This is a genomic window from Stenotrophomonas sp. STEN063 (assembly GCF_056854515.1).
The window spans coordinates 20,484-41,257 of sequence record NZ_JBXFWF010000007.1 but is presented as its reverse complement, the minus strand read 5'-3'; the positions used below and the strand labels follow the sequence as shown (position 1 = coordinate 41,257).

Genomic DNA, 20,774 nt, shown 5'->3' with positions numbered 1-20,774 from the left:
ATCGGCCGATTGTAGCTTCTGGGTCAGGGAATTGACTGCGCGCGCCCGCAAGCACAGCGATACCGGGAGAAGCGAAAGACCTGAATTCGCCCCCGCACTGGCTTCACACACCTCGAACCAGCGGCGGCTCATGCTTCCTCCGCTTCCAGCCAGGCGGCTGGCTTTTGCGGCAAAGGCTGGAACACCACGAACGTCGTCACCTCAGCGCACACCTTGCAGGAGCCGTTCAATGAATGCCATGAAACGCGTCGCTTCCGCTGCTTCCGTAGCACTCACCACGGTTGGCGTCGCATCTGCAGCCGGGCAACCGATCGACAGTTGGCCGGCCAGCAAGGTGGGCGAAGCAACTCCCGCCGTACAGGGAATGCCGTCAGCCCTGGCCAGGAACCTTGCGACCTTTGATGACCTGGATTTCCGCGTCTACACGAAGCAGCAATGGGATGACCTGCACCTGAGCCATGCCAAGGACATCGTCGTGCACTATCCCGACGGCCACACCACCACCGGTTTGCCTGACCACATCAAGGAACTGGACTTCATGTGGACCTTCGCGCCCGACAACCGGATTACCGAGCATCCGGTGCGTTTCGGCTCAGCGAATGCCGAGTGGACGGCGGTTGCGGGCTTCATCGAAGGCACTTTCAGTAAACCCATGGTGCTTGCCGATGGCACCGTGATCCAGCCGACCAACAAGACCTACCGGCTGCCGATGGTCACCATTGGACATTGGAACGAGGAGGGACAGATGACGGAGGAGTTCCTGTACTGGGACAACGCCGCTTTCATGAAGCAGATTGGTGTTGGCAACTGAGGTTGATACCACTCACCAACATAGCGGTTTACACACTGAAGCTTCGCTTGTGGCTCGGGGCGGCGTCACGTGCCCGGGCCACTTCATCCACCTATCGAGTGATGCTGTTCGCTACCGCGGCTGCTGGGGCATGTAGCGCCGAGTTGCGAGCCAGAACACTCCAGCAACGCCACAAGTCGCCGCGCCCAGCATGGATACACCACTCCAACCTGCCTGCGCGTACATGGCGGTCGTTGCAATCGCGCCGGTCCCGCTACCCACCGCATAGAACAACATGTACAGCCCAACCAACCGGCTATGCGCCTGCGACTGCTCGCGGAGGATCATGCTCTGGTTGCTCACGTGCAGCGCCTGTCCGCCCAGATCCAGCAGCACGATGCCGAGCGCCAGTGCCCACAATGAGGCAGGCATCAACGATAGCGGCCACCACGCCAGCAGCAGCATCAGCAGCGCCATCGCGGTGACGGCCTGGCCTCGCCCGCGATCGACCCATCGGCCTGCTCCAGTCGCGCCCAACGCACCAATGACGCCGACCAGGCCGAAGGCACCAATTGCCGTGTGCGAATAGCCATAAGGCGGCGCACTCAGCGGCAGCACCAGTGCACTCCAGAAGATGTTGAATGCCGCGAACATCAGCAATGCCAGCATTCCGCGGATCTGCAGCACCCGGTCCTGTCGCAGCAACTGCAGCATCGAGCCGAGCAACTGCGGGTAGCGCATCGCCACTGCGCTCGCCGGTAAACGCGGAAGCCTTCGATAGAGAACGCCGGCCAGCAGCAGCATCGCCAGCGCCGCAACGACGTAGACGCTGCGCCAGCCACCCAGGTCGGCAACACCGCCAGCGACCACACGCGCCATCAGCAGGCCGATGAACACACCCGCCTGCGCGGCACCGACTACACGTCCACGCTCGTTGTCGCCGGCAGCACTGGCCGCATAGGCAATCAGGCCCTGTGTCATCGCCGTACCGAGCAGACCTACCGCCAGCATGCCCAGCAACAACAGCCACGGCGATTGCGCCGAGGCCACCCACAACAACGCGACCACCAAGGCCAACAGCTGGACCAGCATCAGGCGGCGCCGCTCCAGCCTGTCGCCCAGTGGCACAAGCAACAGCAAGGCCAAGGCACTGCCGATCTGGGTTGCAGTCACCACGCTACCGACAGCGGCCAGGCTGATACCCAGTGATGCGGCCAGCAGGTCCAGCAAGGGCTGCGCGTAATACACATTGGCCACGCACAGCCCGCTGGCAATCGCGAACAGCCATACCAGACCTGCGGGCAGCGCATCGCCCCGCAACTGTGTGGTGGCCTCGCGGTGTTCCAGCGAGCTTTCCAAAGGCAGATTCACGGCCGATCCAATCCAGTTGCAAATAACAACCAGATAGATGCTAGCGGACAGTGGTTTTAAAATGCAACTACAATGGACGTATCCACAGGAGCCGCCATGTCTCGCCGCAGCCCAGAACACGATTCCCCTTGCCCCGTGGCACGCAGCCTCGACCTTGTCGGCGACCGCTGGTCACTGCTCATCCTGCGCGATGCATTCGACGGTGTTCGCCGCTTCGGCGATTTCCAGCGCGGCCTGGGCGTGGCCCGCAACATCCTCACCGACCGCCTGCGCAAGCTGGTGGAAGCAGGCATCCTGCAGCTGCATGCCGCATCGGACGGCACGGCGTATCAGGAATACGTGCTCACCCCCAAGGGCGAGAGCCTGTTCCCCATCCTCGTCGCCCTGCGTCAATGGGGCGAACAACACCTGTACCAACGCGGAGAACGGCATTCGCAACTGCTCGACAACCGCACCGGCAAGCCGGTTCCGTTGATGCGCTTGCAGGGTGCTGATGGAGCGCCGCTGAAGGCGACGGATACACGGGTGCGCAAGCTGGCCTGATACCTCACAGCCCGGGCCGGTATTGGTGACTGACCGGCGAAGCGAGGCGGAAGCGACGTGTTTGTTCCTCCCTTTTGAATTCAACTGCAACCGGCCCTGTGCCCGGCTCTGCAAGTCCGTGCAACTTCCGTCACACGACACCGGGCACATGCATCTGCGAAGATCGGGTAACCAATGACAACAAGGATGTGCTGCATGACGTTGTTCGCCCGCCGTGACGTACTCGTATTGGGGTTGATGCTGTCTGCGGCCTGCCCGGTGACCGCGTTGGCGTCCGAGAGTGCTGCATCGCAGCCAGCTCCCACGCGCACGGTGGTACCTGCCCTTTTCGAGCACCAGCGCATCCTGCTGACACCGCGCCTGGCCAATGGCGCGACAATCGTGTTCTACACCGACACCGGTGGCGGTCTGAACATGGTGCGCGACGATATCGCGCAACGCTTCGGCCTGCGCCCCGGTGCGGACGTGGAGGAAGAAGGCCAGCCGCCGCTCAAGACCACGGAATGGCCAGCCTTCGCCGATGGCGCCAGCATTCCGCCCGCCGAACACGACAGCTACCTGCAGGGTCGGCTCGCGGTAGTGCCCGCCGAGGGCTTCGGCGAAGGCCCCATGCTCAATGAGGGCTTTCTGGGCAGTCGCTGGTTTGCCGGGCGCGTGTGGGAGTTCGATTACCCCAACAGCACGCTCAGCGTGCTGCAGGGCTGGACGCCGCCGGCCACTGCCCGCAGCACGCCGCTGACGATGCTGCCGAAGCGCAACATGTACTGGCCGCGCATCCAGGTTGAAATCGACGGCGAACAGCTCGACATGCTGTTCGACACCGGTGCTGAACTCCGGCTGGGCGCGGATGGTGCCAAGGCGCTGGGCCATGCCGAAGGCGCGCGCGTGGCAGGCAGCTTCATCACCGCCCGCCAGTACCGCAAGTGGCGCGATGCGCACCCGGACTGGCCGGTGGCACTGAAAGGCGATGGCGGCATGCCGATGATCCAGGTAGCCAACGTGCGCATCGCTGGCACCGATACCGGCCCAGCATGGTTTGCGGCGCGCCCGGACCGCAATTTCACCGAGTACATGTCATCGATGACCGATGCCCCGGTGGAAGGCGCCATCGGCGGCTCGGCATTCGCTCGCTTGAAGATGGTGGCGGATTACCCAGCACAGGTGCTTTACGTGCTGCCCTGAGCGGAGCCTTGGTTTTTCGGAATCGTGACCGAAGAACCGCGTCGAGATAACCGACTCTGACCCCGGTTTTCTTTCAGCTGCCGAAGCGTTGGGCGTAGCGGCTGACTACGTCGATATTTTGCTGGGCTACGGCCTGAATATCCGGGGCAACCTCCGATTCCGCTACCCGCCGCCAGAACTGCTCGGCCAGTTCTGCGGCCCAGGCAATGAATGGCGCTTGCCCGGCCCTGCTGGGCGCATTGATGTTTATCGGTGCCAGTGCGCGAATATTTCCGGTTTGTGCGGATGGCGCCATATACATCGGCAGCATGTCGTAGGCAGGACACAGGGCTAGCGGACCCTCGTCGATGAGGTGGAAGCCGACGTTGCCCAGATGCATATCGGTGTTACCGATCAACCGGCCGAACCAATGCAGCCGCGCCATGTTCTCGGCGGTGTCCTGAGTGACCAATCGCTCGTCAACGAGCTGCTCGCCGGCCAGACCCCAGTCGCGCGGTCCCTCACCGATGAATGCTGCATCCAGCGCCAACAACGAAACGAAACCGCGCCGACCCAATACGTCCTCGGTGCGATCAAACCGCTCCACTTCAAGGAACACATGTTCATCGCTGCGCAGCAGCTGCGTGCGCGACGCCGGGAAGCCTTCCTCGCGCAGCGTGGATAAGGCCAGGTGCTCGCAGACGAGCAGGTCTGCCCAACGCGCGCCCAACGGGTTCAACGACGGCAGCGCGAACTTGACCAAGGCAGCGTAGCGACCAGTAGTGGTAACAACAGTCGCAGTGAACTTGGGCTGCTCGCCGCCTGGAGACGAACCAACTTCCTCGCCATCGAGGGCTTCCTTGGCGCGTATGGCATAGACATCATGCCGGCTGTCCATGTCCACGCGATCCGCTGGCGCATCCACATCCAACAACGCACGGTCGATGGCAGCCTGTCCCAACAGCAGGTCGCCGACACTGGTGCCACCATGCAGGATGCCGAGCAGGTTGTCGCGCGATTGCCAACTTTTCAGGTCCTGGGGCACACCCAATGCCCGGCCCAAACGATGCGCCAAGGAACGACCGCGGAAACCTTGCGGACGCACATCATCCAGAAACCAGGGCAGCCCCGGAAAGTAACCCCGCGGACCATCCACTGCGCGCGTCAGGTTCTGGCGATCACCCGTGGGTTCAAAAAGAAAGCCGTCTCCACGCAACGCGTGCAGGGTGCCCAGCTCTTCCATATTCGCGTCCGCGCCCATCCGGTAAAGCGGCCACCTATTGGGCCGGACCAGCGCAGTGGCTACGTAGGCCGTGGCGCGCGCCTTGCCAACACGGCGCACCTGATCACCGGCTTCCGCTACCAATCGCGACAGGACGGGACGGGAAACGGCCAGCTTCTCGACCAACTCGCCGGCCGGCACCGGATCGCCGCTTTGAAGCAGATCAAGCAGTTGCAGGACGCTGGCTGAGGAAGGACGGGCCATGATCAGAGCTCGTTTCTTTACGATTCACGAAACGATACTGGCGCATGAGAAGAATTTCAACACGTTGATATGAATAGCTATTTCACTGCACCGCGCCATCACTATCCGGCAATTTCTTTACGATTCTCCATCCGGATAGGAATGCCCATCGTCCGCCTGTTGCGGCAGATCCGGCTGGTTCTGAAGAACCAAAACCTTGAAACGAGCAAGGGCCAAAGCGGAAACCGACGCTGACCCCGGCTTTTCGGCTTTCAGATTTTCACTACCCAGAAACGAAGCGGAATCAGAGCAAGAATCCGGCTGTATCGCCTGTTCTCGCCCACTGTTCTTGATCACAGTGGAAAGCCAGATGGGTCTGATTGCATGGCAACGGCGCGCACCTACCTGCAGGTGACGCTCTCGCGCCTAACCAAGCCTGGGATGTTTGCTCAATACACCTGCATGGGCACAAAGGCACATCTTCATAAGTCTCGAATCAGCAGCTCAAGGAGAGAGTAGATTGAACTTCAAATTTGGAATTTCACTGGCCCTCGCGTTCTCCATTGCCCAAGCATCCGCAGCGCAGCATGGACAGTCACACAACGCGGATTCCTTCAGCCTCGTGTCGGAGTCGACTTCACGCGATATCTCATTGACAAGGACATCGGCGATTCTATTGCGAACGTATCGCCTGTATACGGGTGATTACGTGGAGCTCATACATACCGTGGAAGCCGACGGAAAACTGGAGCTGGATGCTTCTCGCCAATCCGAAGATGCGCTCTCCAAACTCGACAAGTACTGCGCCAGATATGGAGGACAAGCAGCCCGCACAGGGGTATCAATTCTTACCAAGGAAACACAAACGCTGCTTTCCTGCGGCGGAAGCGGCCCACGGCCAAAAGCGACCGGATCGAGCAGCAACCCCTCCGCCAGCGCCTCACGCGCCTTCTGCGATGCAACCATGAGCATCGTCATGGATGGCCCTGGTTCCGTCTATCGTGGCGATCCAGGTGGATTCGCCGTACATGCGGACGCGGAGTGGGAGGGGATCAGCGGTTCCATTGTTACCTGGAACGCCAACTTTCTTCCTGGCTGCAGTCTGGGCGAGTCTGGTCACCATCAGCGATGGCTTTGGGCATCCCGCGCTGTCACCTGCGGCACGGGATCACTGTCGCTGGGCATGCACGACGGAAGTGCAACCATAGAAGCTTGTAACAGCAGAGACTACAGCTTCATCACAACCGAAATATGGAGATAGCCCTGTACCGCGGATCCTGCTTGCGGATGATCCAAGGGACCAGAGTCGGCATCCGCAGGTCACCCCCGCCTGAAGCAGAGAGGGTCAGAGCGAAAACCCGACTCTGACCCATGTTTCCGGACCCCTGTCTCCCGTGATTTACTTTTCCAACGAAAATGTCTCTATTGGGGTCGACTGCCCGGCCTGCGCCAGCTTCTTTAGGTCATTCCACTGATCCAAGTTGGGGCGAGGATCAGGTCCAGCAGTACGATAGCCCTGCAATTGACCATGGGTGCCTAGCTGGCGAAGGAACTCGGTCGTCTGCAACTGAACTACGGCAGCGTTCGCTCGATCGTCAAAATTCGGGAGATACTGCTTGATCAACGCATCGGCCTTGTAATCACCTAAAATCTTTGCAACCTCCAACCGGGCACGCAATACCCTATCTCCGTCGATGGACTTGCCAAATCTTTCATTAGCAAGTCCATACTCAGCAAGCGCCAGTTCTTCGTATGCATAAACTGAACCTTTTGAAGCCGCGTCTTCCAGCATGCCAAGGCTAGCCATTGGCTTCCCTTGCCGAATAGCCGCAAGCCCGAATAGCGTCTGCAATTTCGGATCGTCCGTACCGTTGAGCGAGTCGATATCAAGTGTCGCCAGCGAATTTATTTCAGCCTGAGTAGGGTAGTAATGATTTTTCATCCACTCGAGCTCTTCCATCGAAATCGCAATTAACCGTGCATCCGATGCCACCAGCTCTGAGCTCGATCTGATTTCGTTACGGATAGAGGAAGGATCTATCCGCGCATGGCGAGATTCATCTTTACCCAATAGTTTCCCAGGATCTCGATGATGCCGGCTCTCCTCCAGACTACTGACACCGGAGTTGTATTCCGCGCGCCCATCTGATTTTGATGCGGGCGAATGATTGAGGCTTGTCAAAGTAATTGCCGAAATAGCAATCAAGCCCAGACCGCCTACCACCAAGAATCTCTTCATTTCGATACCCCGATATCTGAATTCAAATCAACACTCTTCGGCATGGTCGGATATCCATAACCGGCGACAAGCTCATCTCGGGCTGCATTGAATGCCGGAAGGCGTGTCCAAGCTGCAATCGCTTCCCGCTGAAGAACCTGCGGATATGCTGCGACCTGCGCCTCTTGCAAGAGGCATGTAGATCGCGCGCAAAACAGAAGGAACCTGTGTTTATGCATGAAATCTCATTATCCCTGAGCACAGTTTCGCGCCGCACTTTGGCTTCTCCCGCAGCTTCATGGCATTGGTCGCGCGTATTGCAGGGAGCAGTGAATATTGCCCCGAACTGTACTGCTTCAACCAGAAACCCTGGCACCAGCTGACCTCCCGAAGTACCACAGCCATTCAATATCAGCGGAGGTAGCGAGCGAATACCACAGCCATACGCTGCGAACTCGGTTGGGGCAAGCGCGCACCCTCGACAGTAACACTCAGCGATCGAATCCAGATCACGCTGATCATTACCACCTCCCCATGCGCCTCCGCCCATCTCTCATCCATCACCAACACCTATTGGCGGAGTTGGATGGCAGCCATTTGTAGTACAGCAACTCTCATTGACCGAATTGGCTCCAACTGCAAGCAACCCACCAGCAAATGGCAAACTTCGGATTACGCCCTTGAGGACACTTGAATCACTCATTCCCTTATCCTTGCAATGGTCAACTGCTTACTTCCAGGTAACGCCAGATCGTCCTGAGCTGGGATCTCTTTGTAGCAGAGAGAGTTTTCCTTTGCCATCCAGCGCTCCCTTGAGATTAGGTAGCACAGCAGTTTGGGTCCAATCCTCAATGACAAGGACATTGGACGTGAAAAGGCGCTTTACCGAAGGACAGATCATTTGCGTCCTGCGTGACACTGAAGCAGGCATGCCGATCAAGGATCTTTACCGCCGGCGCGGCTTCAGCCAGGCCTAGTACTACCTGTGGCGGAGCAAATTCGGCGCTACTAATGTGTCCAATACCAAGCGCCTGTGTCACCTGCGCCGCGATCCGTAGGCAAATCAGCCGCCGGGCCTAGGCAATCCGTAGCCCGGGTAAGCGCAGCGCACCCGGGATCGCACGATGCCCGGCATTGCGTCAAATCGTAGTCAAGGGATTAGGCGCGTCGTCGGCACCTAAGGAAAGCAGCCTACGCCAAAAAGCAGAAAGCCGAGCGTTGGCTGGGCTTGTTCGATCACTGCAGATCCCGGGTGCGCTGCGCTTACCCGGGCTACGTCACTGAGGGACTAGGCGAGTCGTCGGCGCTGAAGGAAAAAAATCGACGCCAAAAGCAGAAAGCCGAGCGTCGGCTCGGCTTCTTCGATCATTGCAAACCCCGGGTGCGCTCTGCTTACCCGGGCTACGTGCTGTCACTTACGTGTCTTTAGAACGAGCCGCCCTACTTCCGACGTTTGAATCAACGAAACGCCACCATCCGTCGGATTGAAGAACACGTAGACGTCACCAATTCTTCCCGCGAAATTATGGCCTTTTAATTCAGCAGAGGGTGTGGCAAGTAGACCACCTTTACGGCCCATAACTACATCATTGGCCTCGCGCTTACCAAGGTAGTGAGCCCCGAGAGAAACATAAAATATTGCGAACGCAACGTAAGGTAGAAACTCCGCATCGCCGATGATCTTGAGGATCCGAGGTGAGCGACACGCCATCCAGATCGATATCCACGTCGCTAGAATTCCGACAACTAGATATCCACCAAAATCAACAAAAAGGCAAAGAGCTATCAGCAGCACTGAAAAAGCGCAAACGACGAGAGCGGCCAAGACCTTTCTCTCCTCCAGATAGCTACCAATCCCTTTCCCAATAGAACTTCCAATCAATGCGGCCATGAACATCATTGCAATAGTTGCCCCGACCGCAGTCATTCCGACCACAGCTAAGCCACTGGCATCTGCGAACTGGAACGGATCCAAACGAAAGCGACCCCAATATGATTTGAGGTAAATAACACCTTGGACCAACCCGAATCCCAGCAGCACAGACCCCCATGCCAGTATCTGCGCGCTCGACAACGACACCTTATTCGATACGCCCACTCGTCCTTCCTTAGTTTTCTACTCCCCAAAAAGGTTGGGCCAGGCTCGATAACGCGCCTAGCCCAATCTCTCACCTCAGTTCCAAGCCTATCACCCGCACTTGCTATACCCACAATTCAAGCAAGTCTGGCAGCCATCCATGATCACCAGCGCCTTGGTGCTGCACTTGTGGCACATGGTGGCGCTGGCCGGGAAGCTGCCGTTGTCGGCGCTTTCGGGGTTGGCTTCGGGGGCAACGGCAACGTCAAGGGCTACCCCTCCCTGGCCCTCCCCTTCGCTTTGCGAAAGGGAAGGGGCGAGCGCGGCGCTTTTCGCCGGCGCTGCGTTTACTTCACTGTTTTTTTTTGAGCGTTCTTCGAACTGCTTGCGCTTTTCGGCAATCAGGGCGCGCTGGTGGGCGCTCATTTCCGGGTCCTGCAGCAGGCCGATCGACTTCATGTGGTCTTCGACGATGGAGCCCAGCTCGGCCACCAGCGACGGCATGTACACGCCGCCGACCTTGAAGTAACCGCCCTTCGGGTCGAACACGGCCTTCATTTCGTCAACGATGAAGGTGACGTCACCGCCCTTGCGGAACACAGCGGACATGATGCGGGTCAGCGCCACGATCCACTGGAAATGCTCCATCGACTTGGAGTTGATGAAGATCTCGAACGGACGGCGCAGTTCGTGCTCGGTGCCCTGGTTGAGCACGATGTCGTTGATGGTCACGTAGAAGGCGTGTTCCACCAGCGGCGATTTGATCTTGTAGGTGCTGCCGATCAGCACTTCCGGGCGCTCGATGCGCTCGTGCATGTGCACGATGTTGTCGGCCGGGGACTCGTCCAGGGCGGCAGCCACCGGGGCCTTGGCCGCAGCGGTTTCACGGGCCTTGTCGTCCGGGGTGATGACGGAATAGCCCTTGATTTTCTTGTCGATCTTGACGGCCATGGTGCGAGTCCTGGTTATGCGTTGCTAAACGGATTGGCAGCAACCCCGTCCTTGCAGGACGGGGCGCGCGGTGCGGCTTACTTGCGGGTCGCCTTCTTGGCGGCCTTCTTCACTGCGGCGGCCTTCTTGGCAACCGTCTTCTTTGCGGTAGCGGCCTTCTTGGCCACGGTCTTCTTGGTCAGGGCAACCTTCTTGGCAGCGGTCTTCTTGCTGACGGCTACTTTCTTGGCGACCTTCTTTTCAGTGGCCTTCACCGTCTTCTTGACGGCGGCGACCTTCTTGGCTGCCTTCTTTTCGACCTTCTTCACTGCCTTCTTGGCAGCGGTGGTCTTCTTGACGACAGCCTTGGCAATCTTCTTCTCGGTAGCCTTCACCGACTTCTTGGCGGCAGCAGCCTTCTTGCCGACGGCCTTGGCGACCTTCTTCTCGGCAGCCTTCACCGTCTTCTTGGCCGAGGCGACCTTGGTGGCGGCCTTCTTCTCGACCTTGGCGATGGCCTTCTTGGTCGCCGCACGCTTGCCGGCGCCCTTCTTCTTCAGCTCGGTGGCTTCAGCCTTGGCGTTGGCCTTGGCGGCTTCCAGCTTCTGGCGCACGGAAGCAACCTTCTTCTTCACTTCCTTCTTGGCCGCGCTGGCCTTCTTGGCGACAACCTTCTCAGCCTTCTTGACGGCCTTCTCGGCCTTCTTTACAGCCTTCTTGACCTTGGCCACCTGCTTCTTGGCGCCGGCCTCAACCTTCTTTGCACTGGCCTTCACTGCAACCACGGCGTCGCTGGCGGTTGCCGCGATGCTCTCACCCGCGTGGGCGACGGTTTCCTTGACGGTTTCTTTCACGTCCTCGGCAACCTGGGTTACGGTCGCGGTCACACCATTACCATTGCTCATAAAGCCCTCCTAAGGGCATCGGGTCTGTAATGTGGCGATGCTATATCGAAGCCGATGCAACGTGAAACAAGCGCGCAACAGGAAGGTGGCGGCGAAGCCACCGTCATGCCCTCCCAGCGCGCGGCCGGGAGGGCGATGAAGGCACTCAGAACTTGCCGTAGTAGCCTTCTTTCAGGGCGTCGAACAGGTTGGCGGCGGTGTGCATCTCGCCGTCGTACTCGATCTGTTCGTTGCCCTTGACCTCCACCACCTGGCCGTCTTCCAGCTCGAAGCGGTAGGTGGTGTTCTCCAGGTCCGCTTCCTTGACCAGCACGCCCTGGAAGGCGGCCGGGTTGAAGCGGAAGGTGGTGCAGCCCTTCAGGCCCTGCTCGTGGGCGTAGCGGTAGATGTCCTTGAACTGCTCGTACGGGTAATCGGTCGGTACGTTGGCGGTCTTGGAGATCGAGCTGTCCACCCACTTCTGCGCGGCGGCCTGCACGTCCACGTGTTCCTTGGGCGAGATGTCGTCGGCGCTGATGAAGTACTCCGGCAGCTTGGCGTCAACCTCGTCGGAGAACGGCATGGCCTTGTCGTTGACCAGCTGGCGGTAGGCCAGCAGCTCGAACGAGAACACGTCCACCTTTTCCTTGGACTTCTTGCCTTCGCGGATCACGTTGCGGCTGTAGTGGTGCGCGAACGAGGGCTCGATGCCGTTGGAGGCGTTGTTGGCCAGCGACAGGCTGATGGTGCCGGTCGGGGCGATGGAGCTGTGGTGGGTGAATCGCGAACCGACCGTGGCCAGCTCTTCCACCAGCTCCGGGGCCACCGTGGCCACGCGCTGCATGTAGCGGCTGTAGCGGGCGTGCAGCACCTTGCCGGCGATCTTCTGGCCGACCTTCCAGCCGTCCTTCTTCATTTCCGGGCGCTGGCGCAGCATGGCGGCGGTGACGTCGAACTGCTCTTCCATGATCGGGGCGGCGCCCTTCTCACGGGCCAGCTCCAGGCCGGTTTCCCAGCCGGCCACGGCCATGTCGCGGGCGATGGCTTCGGTGAACTCGCAGGACTCGGTGCTGCCGTACTTCATCTTCAGCATGGTCATGGTGCTGCCCAGGCCAAGGAAGCCCATGCCGTGGCGGCGCTTGCGCATGATCTCGTTGCGCTGCTGTTCCAGCGGCAGGCCGTTCACTTCGACCACGTTGTCGAGCATGCGGGTGAACACGCGCACCACTTCCTTGTACTCGTCCCAATCGAACGAGGCCTTGTCGGTGAACGGGTCACGCACGAACTTGGTCAGGTTCACCGAGCCCAGCAGGCAGGCGCCGTACGGCGGCAGCGGCTGCTCGCCGCAGGGGTTGGTTGCGCGGATGTTCTCGCACCACCAGTTGTTGTTCATCTCGTTGACGCGGTCGATCAGGATGAAACCCGGCTCGGCGTAGTCATAGGTGGAGACCATGATCATGTCCCACAGGTGACGGGCACGGATGTGGCCGTACACCTTGCAGGCCACCAGGCCGTCGTCGCGGACGATGTAGTTCTCGTGGGTCGGCCATTCGCGCCACACCACTTCCTCACCGCTGGACGGGTCCAGCTCGGCCTGTTCCTTGGTGTTGATCGGGAACACCAGCTGCCAGTCGGCGTCGTTGTTCACCGCATCCATGAAGCCGTCGGTGATCAGCAGCGACAGGTTGAACTGGCGCAGGCGGCCGTCCTCGCGCTTGGCGCGGATGAAGTCCTTCACGTCCGGGTGCGACACGTCGAAGGTGCCCATCTGCGCGCCACGACGGCCACCGGCCGAGGACACGGTGAAGCACATCTTGTCGTAGATATCCATGAAGGACATCGGCCCGGAGGTGTAGGCGCCAGCGCCGGCAACGAAGGCACCGCGCGGACGCAGGGTGCTGAACTCGTAGCCGATGCCGCAGCCGGCCTTCAGGGTCAGGCCCGCTTCGTGGACCTTCTCCAGGATGCCGTCCATCGAGTCGGTGATGGTGCCCGACACGGTGCAGTTGATGGTGCTGGTGGCCGGCTTGTGCTGCTGGGCGCCGGCATTGGAGGTGATGCGGCCAGCCGGGATTGCGCCACGGCGCAGGGCCCAGGCAAAGCGCTCATACCAGTAGGCGCGCTTGTCGTCGGTCGCCTCGGCATCCGCCAGGGCACGGGCCACGCGCAGGTAGGTGCCGTCGATATCGGCGTCCAGCGCTTCGCCCGCCTTGGTCGTGAGGCGGTACTTCTTTTCCCAGATGTCCTGCGAGGCAGGCTGCAGAGGGATCATGTCCGACTTGGTTTGATTGCTGACCACTTCCAGACGCACCGTACTCATGATTGTGGAAACTCTCCTGGGGCACCTTGCGGTGCGATTTTCTTTTCCCAAACAGGCCGGGCAGCAAAGACAGCGACGCGCAGGCGCGTACTTACGCGCCTGTCGGCGGGATGAGGGGATTCCGGGAAAAACCGGTTTTCTGCATCACTGTCGCGGTCATTGCACGCCTTCCGTTGGGGTGCTTGCACCCCGAGCACTAAACCCTACTGCTTGGGGACGCTTTTCACATCAACCCAACATCTAGTGGGTGATGACCCGACCAAGCTTACCCACCCACGGGGTGATGTCAAACGAAAAATGTACGTCTTCTCTATTGCATTCCGTGCAGAGCTTGAGGCCCTTGGGATTGCGGCAATGCAGAAGTTTCATTGCCGATTTAACTGCCCCCCGCCACACTCGTGTTCAGCAACCCGCCCCACCCCGGCGCCGCCCTCGGGCGCCCCCGCATGGAACCCCCGGCAATGCGACCCATCCCGACCCTGCTGACCCTCGCCCTGGCCGCCGCCTTTGGTGGTTTCACTGCCACCGCCATCAATGCCCACCTGGACAACCGCGCCGAAGCCGCCTCGCTGAGTACGGTGTTGCCGACCACCGCCGCGCTGCCGGCCGCCGTCGCCGGACAAGCGGTGCCGTCACTGGCGCCGATGCTGGAACAGGCCATGCCAGCCGTGGTCAGCGTCAACACCAAGCAGGTCGTGCGGGTACGCAATCCCTTCTTTGACGACCCCTTCTTCCGCCGCCTGTTCCCGCAGGTGCCACAGGAGCGCATCAACGAGTCGCTGGGCTCGGGCGTGATCATCGATGCAGCGCGCGGCTACGTGCTCACCAACCACCACGTGGTCGAGAACGCCGACGACGTACAGGTCACCCTGGCCGACGGCCGCACGGTCAAGGCCGAGTTCCTCGGTTCGGACCGCGACACCGACATCGCCCTGATCCGCATCCCCGCCGAAAAGCTCACCGCGCTGCCACTGGGCAACAGCGACCAGCTGCGCGTGGGTGACTTCGTCGTGGCGATCGGCAACCCCTTCGGCTTCAGCCAGACCGTCACCTCCGGCATCGTCTCGGCGGTGGGCCGCAGCGGCATCCGCGGGCTGGGCTACCAGAACTTCATCCAGACCGATGCTTCGATCAACCCCGGCAACTCCGGTGGCGCGCTGGTCAACCTCAACGGCCAGCTGGTCGGTATCAATACCGCCAGCTACAACCCGCAGGGCAGCATGGCCGGCAACATCGGCCTGGGCCTGGCGATTCCGTCCAACCTGGCCCGTGACGTGGTCGAGCAGCTGATCACCAAGGGCGTGGTGGTGCGCGGCACGCTGGGTGTGGAAACCCAGAACCTGACCCCACAGATCGCGCAGGGCCTGGGCCTGGAAGAGGCCCGTGGCGCTTTGGTAACGCGCGTGCTGGCCGGTTCCGGTGCAGCCGCTGCCGGAGTAAAGGCTGGCGACGTGGTCACTGCGATCAATGGCCAGCGCGTGGACAGCGCGCAGGCGCTGCACAACTTTGAAGGGCTCTCCACGGTCGGCCGCACGGTTGATCTGGAGGTACGCCGCGACGGCAAGCCGCTGCAGCTCAAGGCCACCTTGAAGGAACAACCACGTGCAGTCGCAGGCGATACGCTGGATCCGCGTCTGAGCGGAGCCACTTTCGCCGACCTGCCCGAATCGCTGCGCCAGGCCGGCATCAACGGCGTGCTGGTCAGCGAAGTGGCGCGCGGCAGCCGCGCCGCGCAATCGGGCTTGGCCGGTGGCGATGTGATTCTCGCGGCCAGCAGCGGTGCGTTCACCGACCTTGCCGGCTGGCGGGCAAGCTTCGGCCAACGCCCGCCACAGCTGGTGTTGAACATCCTGCGCGGTGGCAGCCAGCGTGGCCAATTGATGATGCGATGATGCCCAGGTGAGCATCTTGTGCTGCCGGCGTAACGTTGTTTACACCCGGCAACTGCTATTTGTTGAGTTCTGTTGCAACCGCGCGCCATCCGGCGCACCCGCTGAAACCAGGAGATCACGATGAGCCCCACCAATACCGAGAACATGAAGGAACACCTGGGCGAGGCTGGCGCACACCTGAAGTCCGCCGCTTCCGCCGCTGGCTCGGCCGTCAAGGGCGCTGCCGGTGCCGCCGGCGACGAACTGCGTCTGGGCAAGGCCAACATGAAGGCCGAACTGTCCGACAGCGCGCTGTCCGGCCTGGCCGCCGCTGAACTTGGCGGTGCCGCCGCCAAGGAACAGGTCGATGCACTGATGGACAAGGGCAAGGACCTTATCGACAGCGCCGCCGACCTCATCCGTGAGCGTCCGCTGGCCTCGTTCGGCGTGGCCTTCGCCGCTGGCTGGATCATTGCCAAGCTCGCCCGCAGCAACGACTGATCGGCGTGAGCGATAACGCAACACCGCCCACTGGCGACGATTCCACCCCGGGCCAGGCGCCCGGGCTGGAAGAAAGCATCCGTCAGGTTGGCGCGGCCGGCCGGCAGACGCTGGACTCGGCTTCCAACACGCTGCGCTCCCTGCGCAGGCTGGCTTCGGCCGACCTGGCCCTGGCGCGCAGCGCGTTTGGTCGTTCCCTGGCATGGAGCGGCGTGGCCATCGTATTCGGCGCCTCGGCCTGGCTGCTGTTGGCGGCCACGGCGGTGGCGATGCTGCAATACATGGGCTTGTCGCTGTTCGTCTCGCTGCTGATCCCCACCCTCACCAGCCTGGCCGTCACCGGCTACGCGATATGGCGGGTGTCGTACTTCTTCCACCACACCGGCATGCACGCCACCCGCCGCCAGTTGTCGCGGCTGGGTCTGTTCGACGAACCAACCGGCGAAGACCCCGATGCCGAAGTGAAGATCCCCGGGGAGAACACACCGTGAATTTCGAAGCCCTGCAACGCCGTGTGCGCCGCGCCGAAGCCGTGGTGCAGGTGCGTGGCGAGGAAGCCACCCAGCACTGGGACCAGCTCAACCAGAGCTGGCGCAGTGCATGGACACCCGGTCGCATCGTGGTGGTCGGCCTGGCTGGCGGCTTCCTGGCCGGCAAGCTGGAACCCGGCGGTGCCTTCAGCGGCAGCCGCTGGCTGCAGATGATCGGCTCGGTGTCCGGGCTGGTCAGCAGCGCGCAGGCTTCGGTGGCCTCGTTCGCCGCCGCTGCGGCAGCGGCGGGCGTGATGGCCGGGCAGGCAGCGGCCGATACCGATGAAGGCGACGACGAGACCGGCGAGGACAACTCGCCGCCGCCCGCCGCGGCAGCCAGCACGGCGCGCAGCAACAGCACGCCACCCGGCCCCGCCGAAGCGGCGACAGAACTGTCAGAATCCTGAGCACGGCGCCCTTGCGCGCCGTTCCGTTCACGGAGCGCTGCCCGCATGTCTGACCCGTTGCCCGAAGCCACACCCCGCCCCGCTGAAGCCCCTGCGCCACGCCCGCGCGCGCCAGTCGCCGTGGTGGTACTGGCGACGCTGGCGGTGGGTTACACGCTGTGGGCCGCGCAGGAAGTGATCCTGCCGGTGCTGCTGGCGATGTTCTTCGCGCTGATCGGCAACCCCATCATCCGCCTGCTGCAGAAACTGCACCTGCCACGCTTCCTCGGCGCACTGCTGGTGATGGCGGCAGGCTTGGCAGGCAGCGCCGCGCTGACCGTGCAGTTGGCCGGCCCGGCCACCGAATGGGTGCAGGAAGCGCCGCAGCAGATGCGACAGATCTCGCGCAAGGTGCAGGACTTCGTCAAACCGGTGCAGCAGGCCAACCTGGCGGCGGAGAGCTTCGCCCGCGCCGCCGGTGGCGAAGGCAACCGCAAGGTGCAGGTGATCCGCACCCAGCTCGACGATCCCTACAAGGCACTGGTGCGCACACCCAAGCTGGCCGCCTCGGCGCTGGCGGTGGTGCTGCTGACCCTGTTCTTCATGATCTACGGCGAAAACCTGCAGCGGCACGTGATCGCGCTGCTGCCCAATCGCCAGCAGAAGCGCTTCACCGCCGAGATACTGCGCTCGATCGAGCGCGAGATATCCCGCTACGTACTGACCATCACCCTCATCAATGTCGGTCTGGGCCTGATCCTGTCCGGCGTGCTGATGCTGCTCGGCATCGCCCTGCCCGAGGCTTTGCTGTGGGGCACGGTGGCCGCGCTGCTGAATTTCGCCCCGTACGTGGGGCCACTGATCGGCATCGTACTGATGCTGCTGATGGGCTTCGTCGAATTCCGCGATCCACTGACCGCCCTGCTGCCAGCGCTGGCTTACCTGGCCCTGCATACGCTGGAGGGGCAGCTGATCACGCCCATCGTGCTCGGCCGCCGCATGGCGATCTCGCCGCTGATGCTGATCCTGGCATTGATGCTGTTCGGCTGGCTGTGGGGCATGATCGGCCTGCTGCTGGCAGTGCCGCTGCTGGTCTGCGTGAAGCTGGTGCTGAGCCGCGTCGACGGCATGCACGGCTGGGCAAAGCTATTGGAGTAGCGTCCCTATTGTGGGAGCGGCGTCAGCCGCGAAGCTGACAATGCTGAAGCAACCAGCAACGTAGCCCGGGTAAGCGCAGCGCACCCGGGGCCGTTTGCAGACAACGCCAGACATCAGCGCGCGCCCACTTCCCGGGTGCGCTGCGCTTACCCGGGCTACGCCGCTGCAGACATCAGCACGCGCCCACCTCCCGGGTGCGCTGCGCTTACCCGGGCTACGCCGCCGATGATGGACCGGCTTCGCGGCTCACGCCGCTCCCACAAGCAAGATCGGGCAGCCACGGCTCCTACAGGCCCGGCTCATGGGCTTGGCGTAAAATGCCCGGATGAATTTCCCCGTACTCGCCATCACCCTCGATCTGGACGACACCCTGTGGCCGTTCGCTCCCATCGGTGCCCGCATCGACCAGGTGCTGCACGACTGGATGCTGCAGCACAGCCCGGCAACCGCCAGCATGTACCCGGTCGCCGCCATGCGTGAGCTGCGCGAACGCTCGTTCCGCGACAACCCGCATCTGCACTACGACCTCAGCGCCTTGCGCCGGCTGACCCTGGCCGAAGCGCTGGAAAAGAGCGGGGCAAGCATGGACCTGCTCGACCCGGCCTACGAAGCCTTCTACGCCGCGCGCAACCAGGTCGAGTTCTACCCCGATGCATTGGCGGCGCTGCGCCGTATCGCCGCGCGCGTGCCGGTGGCCGCAGTGAGCAACGGCAATGCCGACCTGCAGCGCATTGGCATCGGCGAGCTGTTCGCCTTCCAGCTGGGCTCGCGCGAATTCGGCGCGGCCAAGCCGGACCCGGGCATCTTCCATGCCGCCTGCGAGCGCCTTGGCGTCGAACACGCGCAGGTACTGCACGTTGGCGATCATGCCGAAATGGACGTAGCCGGTGCGATGCGCGCCGGCCTGCGTGGTTGCTGGATCAACCGCGAAGAACATTCATGGACCCACACCGAACTGCAGCCTGACCTGCAGTTCGACACCCTGACCGGACTGGCCGACTGGTTGGATGCGAACGCATCCTCGCAGCAGCGCTAAGCCCACGGCCGCCAGCAGACGCAAGAGAACACCATGACCCCGATTACCGCTTACACCACCGATTCCAGCAACGCCCTGCCGCTGTACGTGCTGGACCGCGACGGCTTCGCCGCGTGGAAGGCACAGCAGCCGGCCGCGGTGCAGGCCTGGGCCGCAGCACAACAGTTCAATGCTGCACCGAGCAGCGTGCTGTTGTTGCCCGGCGACAACGGCATTGCCGGCGCCGTGCTCGGCGTTGGCGACCATGCCGATGCCTACGCCTACGCGCATGCACCGTTCGCGCTGCCGGCCGGCACCACCTGGCAGGTTGCCAACGCGCTGGACGCCAGCAGCAGCGCCAACCTGCAGATCGGCTGGGGCCTGGGCAGCTACCGCTTCGACCGCTACCGCAAGCTGGCGCGCCCGGCCGCACAGCTGCTGGCAAGCCCGGCCGCCGAAGTGCTGGACGTGGTGACCGCCTGCCTGCGCGTGCGCGACTGGGTCAATACGCCGACCGAAGACATGGGCCCGCAGCAGCTGGAAGACGCCGCGCGCGATCTGGTCGAAGCCCATGGCGGCGAGCTGGAAGTGATTGCCGGCGACGAACTGCTGGAAATGAACTTCCCCACCATCCACGCGGTTGGCCGCGCCTCGCATCGCGCGCCGCGCTTGATCGTGCTGCGCTGGGGCAATGCCGGTGCACCGCATCTGGCACTGGTCGGCAAGGGCGTGTGCTTCGACACCGGCGGCCTGGACCTGAAGCCGGCCGACGGCATGCGCAACATGAAGAAGGACATGGGCGGTGCCGCCCACGCCATCGCCCTGGCGGGTTTGGTGATGGCGCAGCAGCTGCCGGTGCAGCTGACCCTGGTGGTGGCTGCGGTGGAAAATGCCGTTGGCCCGGATGCCTTCCGTCCCGGCGAAGTGATCACCACCCGCAAGGGCATCACCGTGGAGATCGACAACACCGACGCCGAAGGCCGCCTGGTGCTGTGCGACGCGCTGACCTACGTCAGCGAGCAGAACCCGGACACCATCCTCGATTTCGCCACCCTTACCGGTGCCGCACGCATCGCGCTGGGCCCGGACCTGCCGGCCTTGTTCGCCAATGACGACACCCTGGCCAACCAGTGGTTGCAGGCGGGCGACAGCACCCGCGACCCGGTGTGGCGCATGCCGTTGTGGCGTCCCTACCTGCGCTACCTCAACAGCGGCATTGCCGACCTGGCCAACGCCGGCTCGCGCATGGCCGGTTCGGTGACCGCAGCGCTGTATCTGGAGCGCTTCATCAACGAAGGCCAGGTGTGGGCACATCTGGACGTCTACGCCTGGAATGACGGCGAACGCCCGGGCCGCCCGGCCGGTGGTGAAGCACTGGCGCTGCGCTCGGCATGGGCGATGTTGAAGGCGCGTTACGGCGCCTGAAGCGTCCCGGCTTTTGGTAGTGCCGAGCCATGCTCGGCAATGGGCCTTGCCGGTAACGCTTCAACTGTAGTGCCGAGCCATGCTCGGCATTGAGGCTTTACCGATGAAGCCCCTGCCGTGCATGGCTCG

The 20,774-nt window shown here is 62.2% G+C and carries 19 protein-coding genes and 1 pseudogene; 12 read left to right on the top strand and 8 right to left on the bottom strand.

Annotated elements, in window-relative coordinates:
* Positions 1 to 229: 229 nt before the first annotated feature.
* Complete coding sequence (locus tag AC1VWL_RS03455; RefSeq protein WP_482985767.1) at positions 230 to 811, top strand: ester cyclase; 582 nt, start codon at positions 230 to 232, stop codon at positions 809 to 811.
* Positions 812 to 922: 111 nt separating this feature from the next.
* Here AC1VWL_RS03455 and AC1VWL_RS03450 read toward each other — a convergent pair whose 3' ends face one another.
* A complete protein-coding gene (locus AC1VWL_RS03450; protein ID WP_482985766.1) occupies positions 923 to 2,161 on the bottom strand; it encodes an MFS transporter in 1,239 nt (412 codons plus the stop codon).
* 96 nt (positions 2,162 to 2,257) lie between these two features.
* Here AC1VWL_RS03450 and AC1VWL_RS03445 point away from each other — a divergent pair, with 96 nt between their 5' ends.
* Both AC1VWL_RS03445 and AC1VWL_RS03440 read left to right on the top strand, forming a co-directional pair.
* Positions 2,258 to 2,704 carry a winged helix-turn-helix transcriptional regulator gene (locus tag AC1VWL_RS03445; RefSeq protein ID WP_482985765.1) on the top strand — a complete coding sequence of 149 codons (447 nt, stop codon included), beginning with the start codon at positions 2,258 to 2,260 and terminating at the stop codon, positions 2,702 to 2,704.
* A 195-nt stretch (positions 2,705 to 2,899) separates the two neighbouring features.
* Positions 2,900 to 3,886 carry a hypothetical protein gene (locus AC1VWL_RS03440; RefSeq protein WP_482985764.1) on the top strand — a complete coding sequence of 329 codons (987 nt, stop codon included), beginning with the start codon at positions 2,900 to 2,902 and terminating at the stop codon, positions 3,884 to 3,886.
* A 73-nt stretch (positions 3,887 to 3,959) separates the two neighbouring features.
* Here the strand turns inward: AC1VWL_RS03440 and yjjJ are convergent, their stop codons facing one another.
* Both yjjJ and AC1VWL_RS03430 read right to left on the bottom strand, forming a co-directional pair.
* The gene (gene yjjJ / locus AC1VWL_RS03435) at positions 3,960 to 5,351 is read right to left on the bottom strand and encodes a type II toxin-antitoxin system HipA family toxin YjjJ (protein ID WP_482985763.1); all 1,392 of its coding nucleotides are present in this window, start codon (positions 5,349 to 5,351) and stop codon (positions 3,960 to 3,962) included.
* A gap of 117 nt (positions 5,352 to 5,468) precedes the next feature.
* Positions 5,469 to 5,687, bottom strand: coding sequence for a hypothetical protein (locus AC1VWL_RS03430; RefSeq protein WP_482985762.1), 219 nt, complete (start codon positions 5,685 to 5,687; stop codon positions 5,469 to 5,471).
* A 163-nt stretch (positions 5,688 to 5,850) separates the two neighbouring features.
* Here AC1VWL_RS03430 and AC1VWL_RS03425 point away from each other — a divergent pair, with 163 nt between their 5' ends.
* Entirely contained in the window at positions 5,851 to 6,591 is a 741-nt protein-coding gene (locus AC1VWL_RS03425; RefSeq protein WP_482985761.1) for a hypothetical protein, read from the top strand.
* Positions 6,592 to 6,729: 138 nt separating this feature from the next.
* On the opposite strand, the gene AC1VWL_RS03420 is transcribed toward AC1VWL_RS03425, so the two are convergent.
* On the bottom strand, positions 6,730 to 7,569 hold the full coding sequence (locus AC1VWL_RS03420) for a hypothetical protein (RefSeq protein WP_482985760.1): 840 nt from the start codon (positions 7,567 to 7,569) through the stop codon (positions 6,730 to 6,732).
* Between the two features lie 830 nt (positions 7,570 to 8,399).
* On the opposite strand from AC1VWL_RS03420, the pseudogene AC1VWL_RS03415 reads away from it, so the two are divergent.
* Positions 8,400 to 8,600, top strand: a pseudogene (locus AC1VWL_RS03415) (transposase); the annotation flags it as partial.
* A gap of 359 nt (positions 8,601 to 8,959) precedes the next feature.
* Here the strand turns inward: AC1VWL_RS03415 and AC1VWL_RS03410 are convergent.
* From AC1VWL_RS03410 to AC1VWL_RS03395, 4 genes are all read right to left on the bottom strand, one after another.
* The gene (locus AC1VWL_RS03410; RefSeq protein ID WP_482985759.1) at positions 8,960 to 9,646 is read right to left on the bottom strand and encodes a hypothetical protein; all 687 of its coding nucleotides are present in this window, start codon (positions 9,644 to 9,646) and stop codon (positions 8,960 to 8,962) included.
* A gap of 90 nt (positions 9,647 to 9,736) precedes the next feature.
* A complete protein-coding gene (locus AC1VWL_RS03405; protein WP_482985758.1) occupies positions 9,737 to 10,576 on the bottom strand; it encodes a TSCPD domain-containing protein in 840 nt (279 codons plus the stop codon).
* A 77-nt stretch (positions 10,577 to 10,653) separates the two neighbouring features.
* Positions 10,654 to 11,460 carry a histone gene (locus AC1VWL_RS03400; RefSeq protein ID WP_482985757.1) on the bottom strand — a complete coding sequence of 269 codons (807 nt, stop codon included), beginning with the start codon at positions 11,458 to 11,460 and terminating at the stop codon, positions 10,654 to 10,656.
* A gap of 145 nt (positions 11,461 to 11,605) precedes the next feature.
* Entirely contained in the window at positions 11,606 to 13,759 is a 2,154-nt protein-coding gene (locus AC1VWL_RS03395) for an adenosylcobalamin-dependent ribonucleoside-diphosphate reductase (RefSeq protein ID WP_482985756.1), read from the bottom strand.
* A gap of 461 nt (positions 13,760 to 14,220) precedes the next feature.
* On the opposite strand from AC1VWL_RS03395, the gene AC1VWL_RS03390 reads away from it, so the two are divergent.
* From AC1VWL_RS03390 to AC1VWL_RS03360, 7 genes are all read left to right on the top strand, one after another.
* Positions 14,221 to 15,651: a Do family serine endopeptidase gene (locus AC1VWL_RS03390; protein WP_296246877.1), complete on the top strand. Its 1,431-nt coding sequence runs from the start codon at positions 14,221 to 14,223 to the stop codon at positions 15,649 to 15,651.
* Between the two features lie 120 nt (positions 15,652 to 15,771).
* Positions 15,772 to 16,131, top strand: a complete 360-nt coding sequence (locus tag AC1VWL_RS03385; RefSeq protein ID WP_296246876.1) for a hypothetical protein — start codon at positions 15,772 to 15,774, stop codon at positions 16,129 to 16,131.
* Positions 16,132 to 16,136: 5 nt separating this feature from the next.
* The gene (locus AC1VWL_RS03380) at positions 16,137 to 16,622 is read left to right on the top strand and encodes a phage holin family protein (protein WP_282271317.1); all 486 of its coding nucleotides are present in this window, start codon (positions 16,137 to 16,139) and stop codon (positions 16,620 to 16,622) included.
* The gene (locus tag AC1VWL_RS03375; protein ID WP_482985755.1) at positions 16,619 to 17,068 is read left to right on the top strand and encodes a protein sip-5; all 450 of its coding nucleotides are present in this window, start codon (positions 16,619 to 16,621) and stop codon (positions 17,066 to 17,068) included. Before AC1VWL_RS03380 ends, AC1VWL_RS03375 begins: the two co-directional genes overlap by 4 nt.
* Positions 17,069 to 17,113: 45 nt before the next feature.
* On the top strand, positions 17,114 to 18,205 hold the full coding sequence (locus tag AC1VWL_RS03370; RefSeq protein WP_482985754.1) for an AI-2E family transporter: 1,092 nt from the start codon (positions 17,114 to 17,116) through the stop codon (positions 18,203 to 18,205).
* A 325-nt stretch (positions 18,206 to 18,530) separates the two neighbouring features.
* A complete protein-coding gene (locus AC1VWL_RS03365; protein WP_481615414.1) occupies positions 18,531 to 19,241 on the top strand; it encodes an HAD family hydrolase in 711 nt (236 codons plus the stop codon).
* 33 nt (positions 19,242 to 19,274) lie between these two features.
* On the top strand, positions 19,275 to 20,645 hold the full coding sequence (locus AC1VWL_RS03360; protein ID WP_482985753.1) for a leucyl aminopeptidase family protein: 1,371 nt from the start codon (positions 19,275 to 19,277) through the stop codon (positions 20,643 to 20,645).
* Positions 20,646 to 20,774: the final 129 nt, after the last annotated feature.

What these genes read in the sequence shown, in the direction of transcription:
- AC1VWL_RS03455 (WP_482985767.1), top strand. Translation starts at nt 230, where the DNA reads ATGAATGCCATGAAACGCGTCGCTTCCGCTGCTTCCGTAGCACTCACC.
- AC1VWL_RS03445 (WP_482985765.1), top strand. Translation starts at nt 2,258, where the DNA reads ATGTCTCGCCGCAGCCCAGAACACGATTCCCCTTGCCCCGTGGCACGC.
- AC1VWL_RS03440 (WP_482985764.1), top strand. Translation starts at nt 2,900, where the DNA reads ATGACGTTGTTCGCCCGCCGTGACGTACTCGTATTGGGGTTGATGCTG.
- yjjJ (WP_482985763.1), bottom strand. Translation starts at nt 5,351, where the DNA reads ATGGCCCGTCCTTCCTCAGCCAGCGTCCTGCAACTGCTTGATCTGCTT.
- AC1VWL_RS03420 (WP_482985760.1), bottom strand. Translation starts at nt 7,569, where the DNA reads ATGAAGAGATTCTTGGTGGTAGGCGGTCTGGGCTTGATTGCTATTTCG.
- AC1VWL_RS03405 (WP_482985758.1), bottom strand. Translation starts at nt 10,576, where the DNA reads ATGGCCGTCAAGATCGACAAGAAAATCAAGGGCTATTCCGTCATCACC.
- AC1VWL_RS03400 (WP_482985757.1), bottom strand. Translation starts at nt 11,460, where the DNA reads ATGAGCAATGGTAATGGTGTGACCGCGACCGTAACCCAGGTTGCCGAG.
- AC1VWL_RS03395 (WP_482985756.1), bottom strand. Translation starts at nt 13,759, where the DNA reads ATGAGTACGGTGCGTCTGGAAGTGGTCAGCAATCAAACCAAGTCGGAC.
- AC1VWL_RS03390 (WP_296246877.1), top strand. Translation starts at nt 14,221, where the DNA reads ATGCGACCCATCCCGACCCTGCTGACCCTCGCCCTGGCCGCCGCCTTT.
- AC1VWL_RS03385 (WP_296246876.1), top strand. Translation starts at nt 15,772, where the DNA reads ATGAGCCCCACCAATACCGAGAACATGAAGGAACACCTGGGCGAGGCT.
- AC1VWL_RS03370 (WP_482985754.1), top strand. Translation starts at nt 17,114, where the DNA reads ATGTCTGACCCGTTGCCCGAAGCCACACCCCGCCCCGCTGAAGCCCCT.
- AC1VWL_RS03365 (WP_481615414.1), top strand. Translation starts at nt 18,531, where the DNA reads ATGAATTTCCCCGTACTCGCCATCACCCTCGATCTGGACGACACCCTG.
- AC1VWL_RS03360 (WP_482985753.1), top strand. Translation starts at nt 19,275, where the DNA reads ATGACCCCGATTACCGCTTACACCACCGATTCCAGCAACGCCCTGCCG.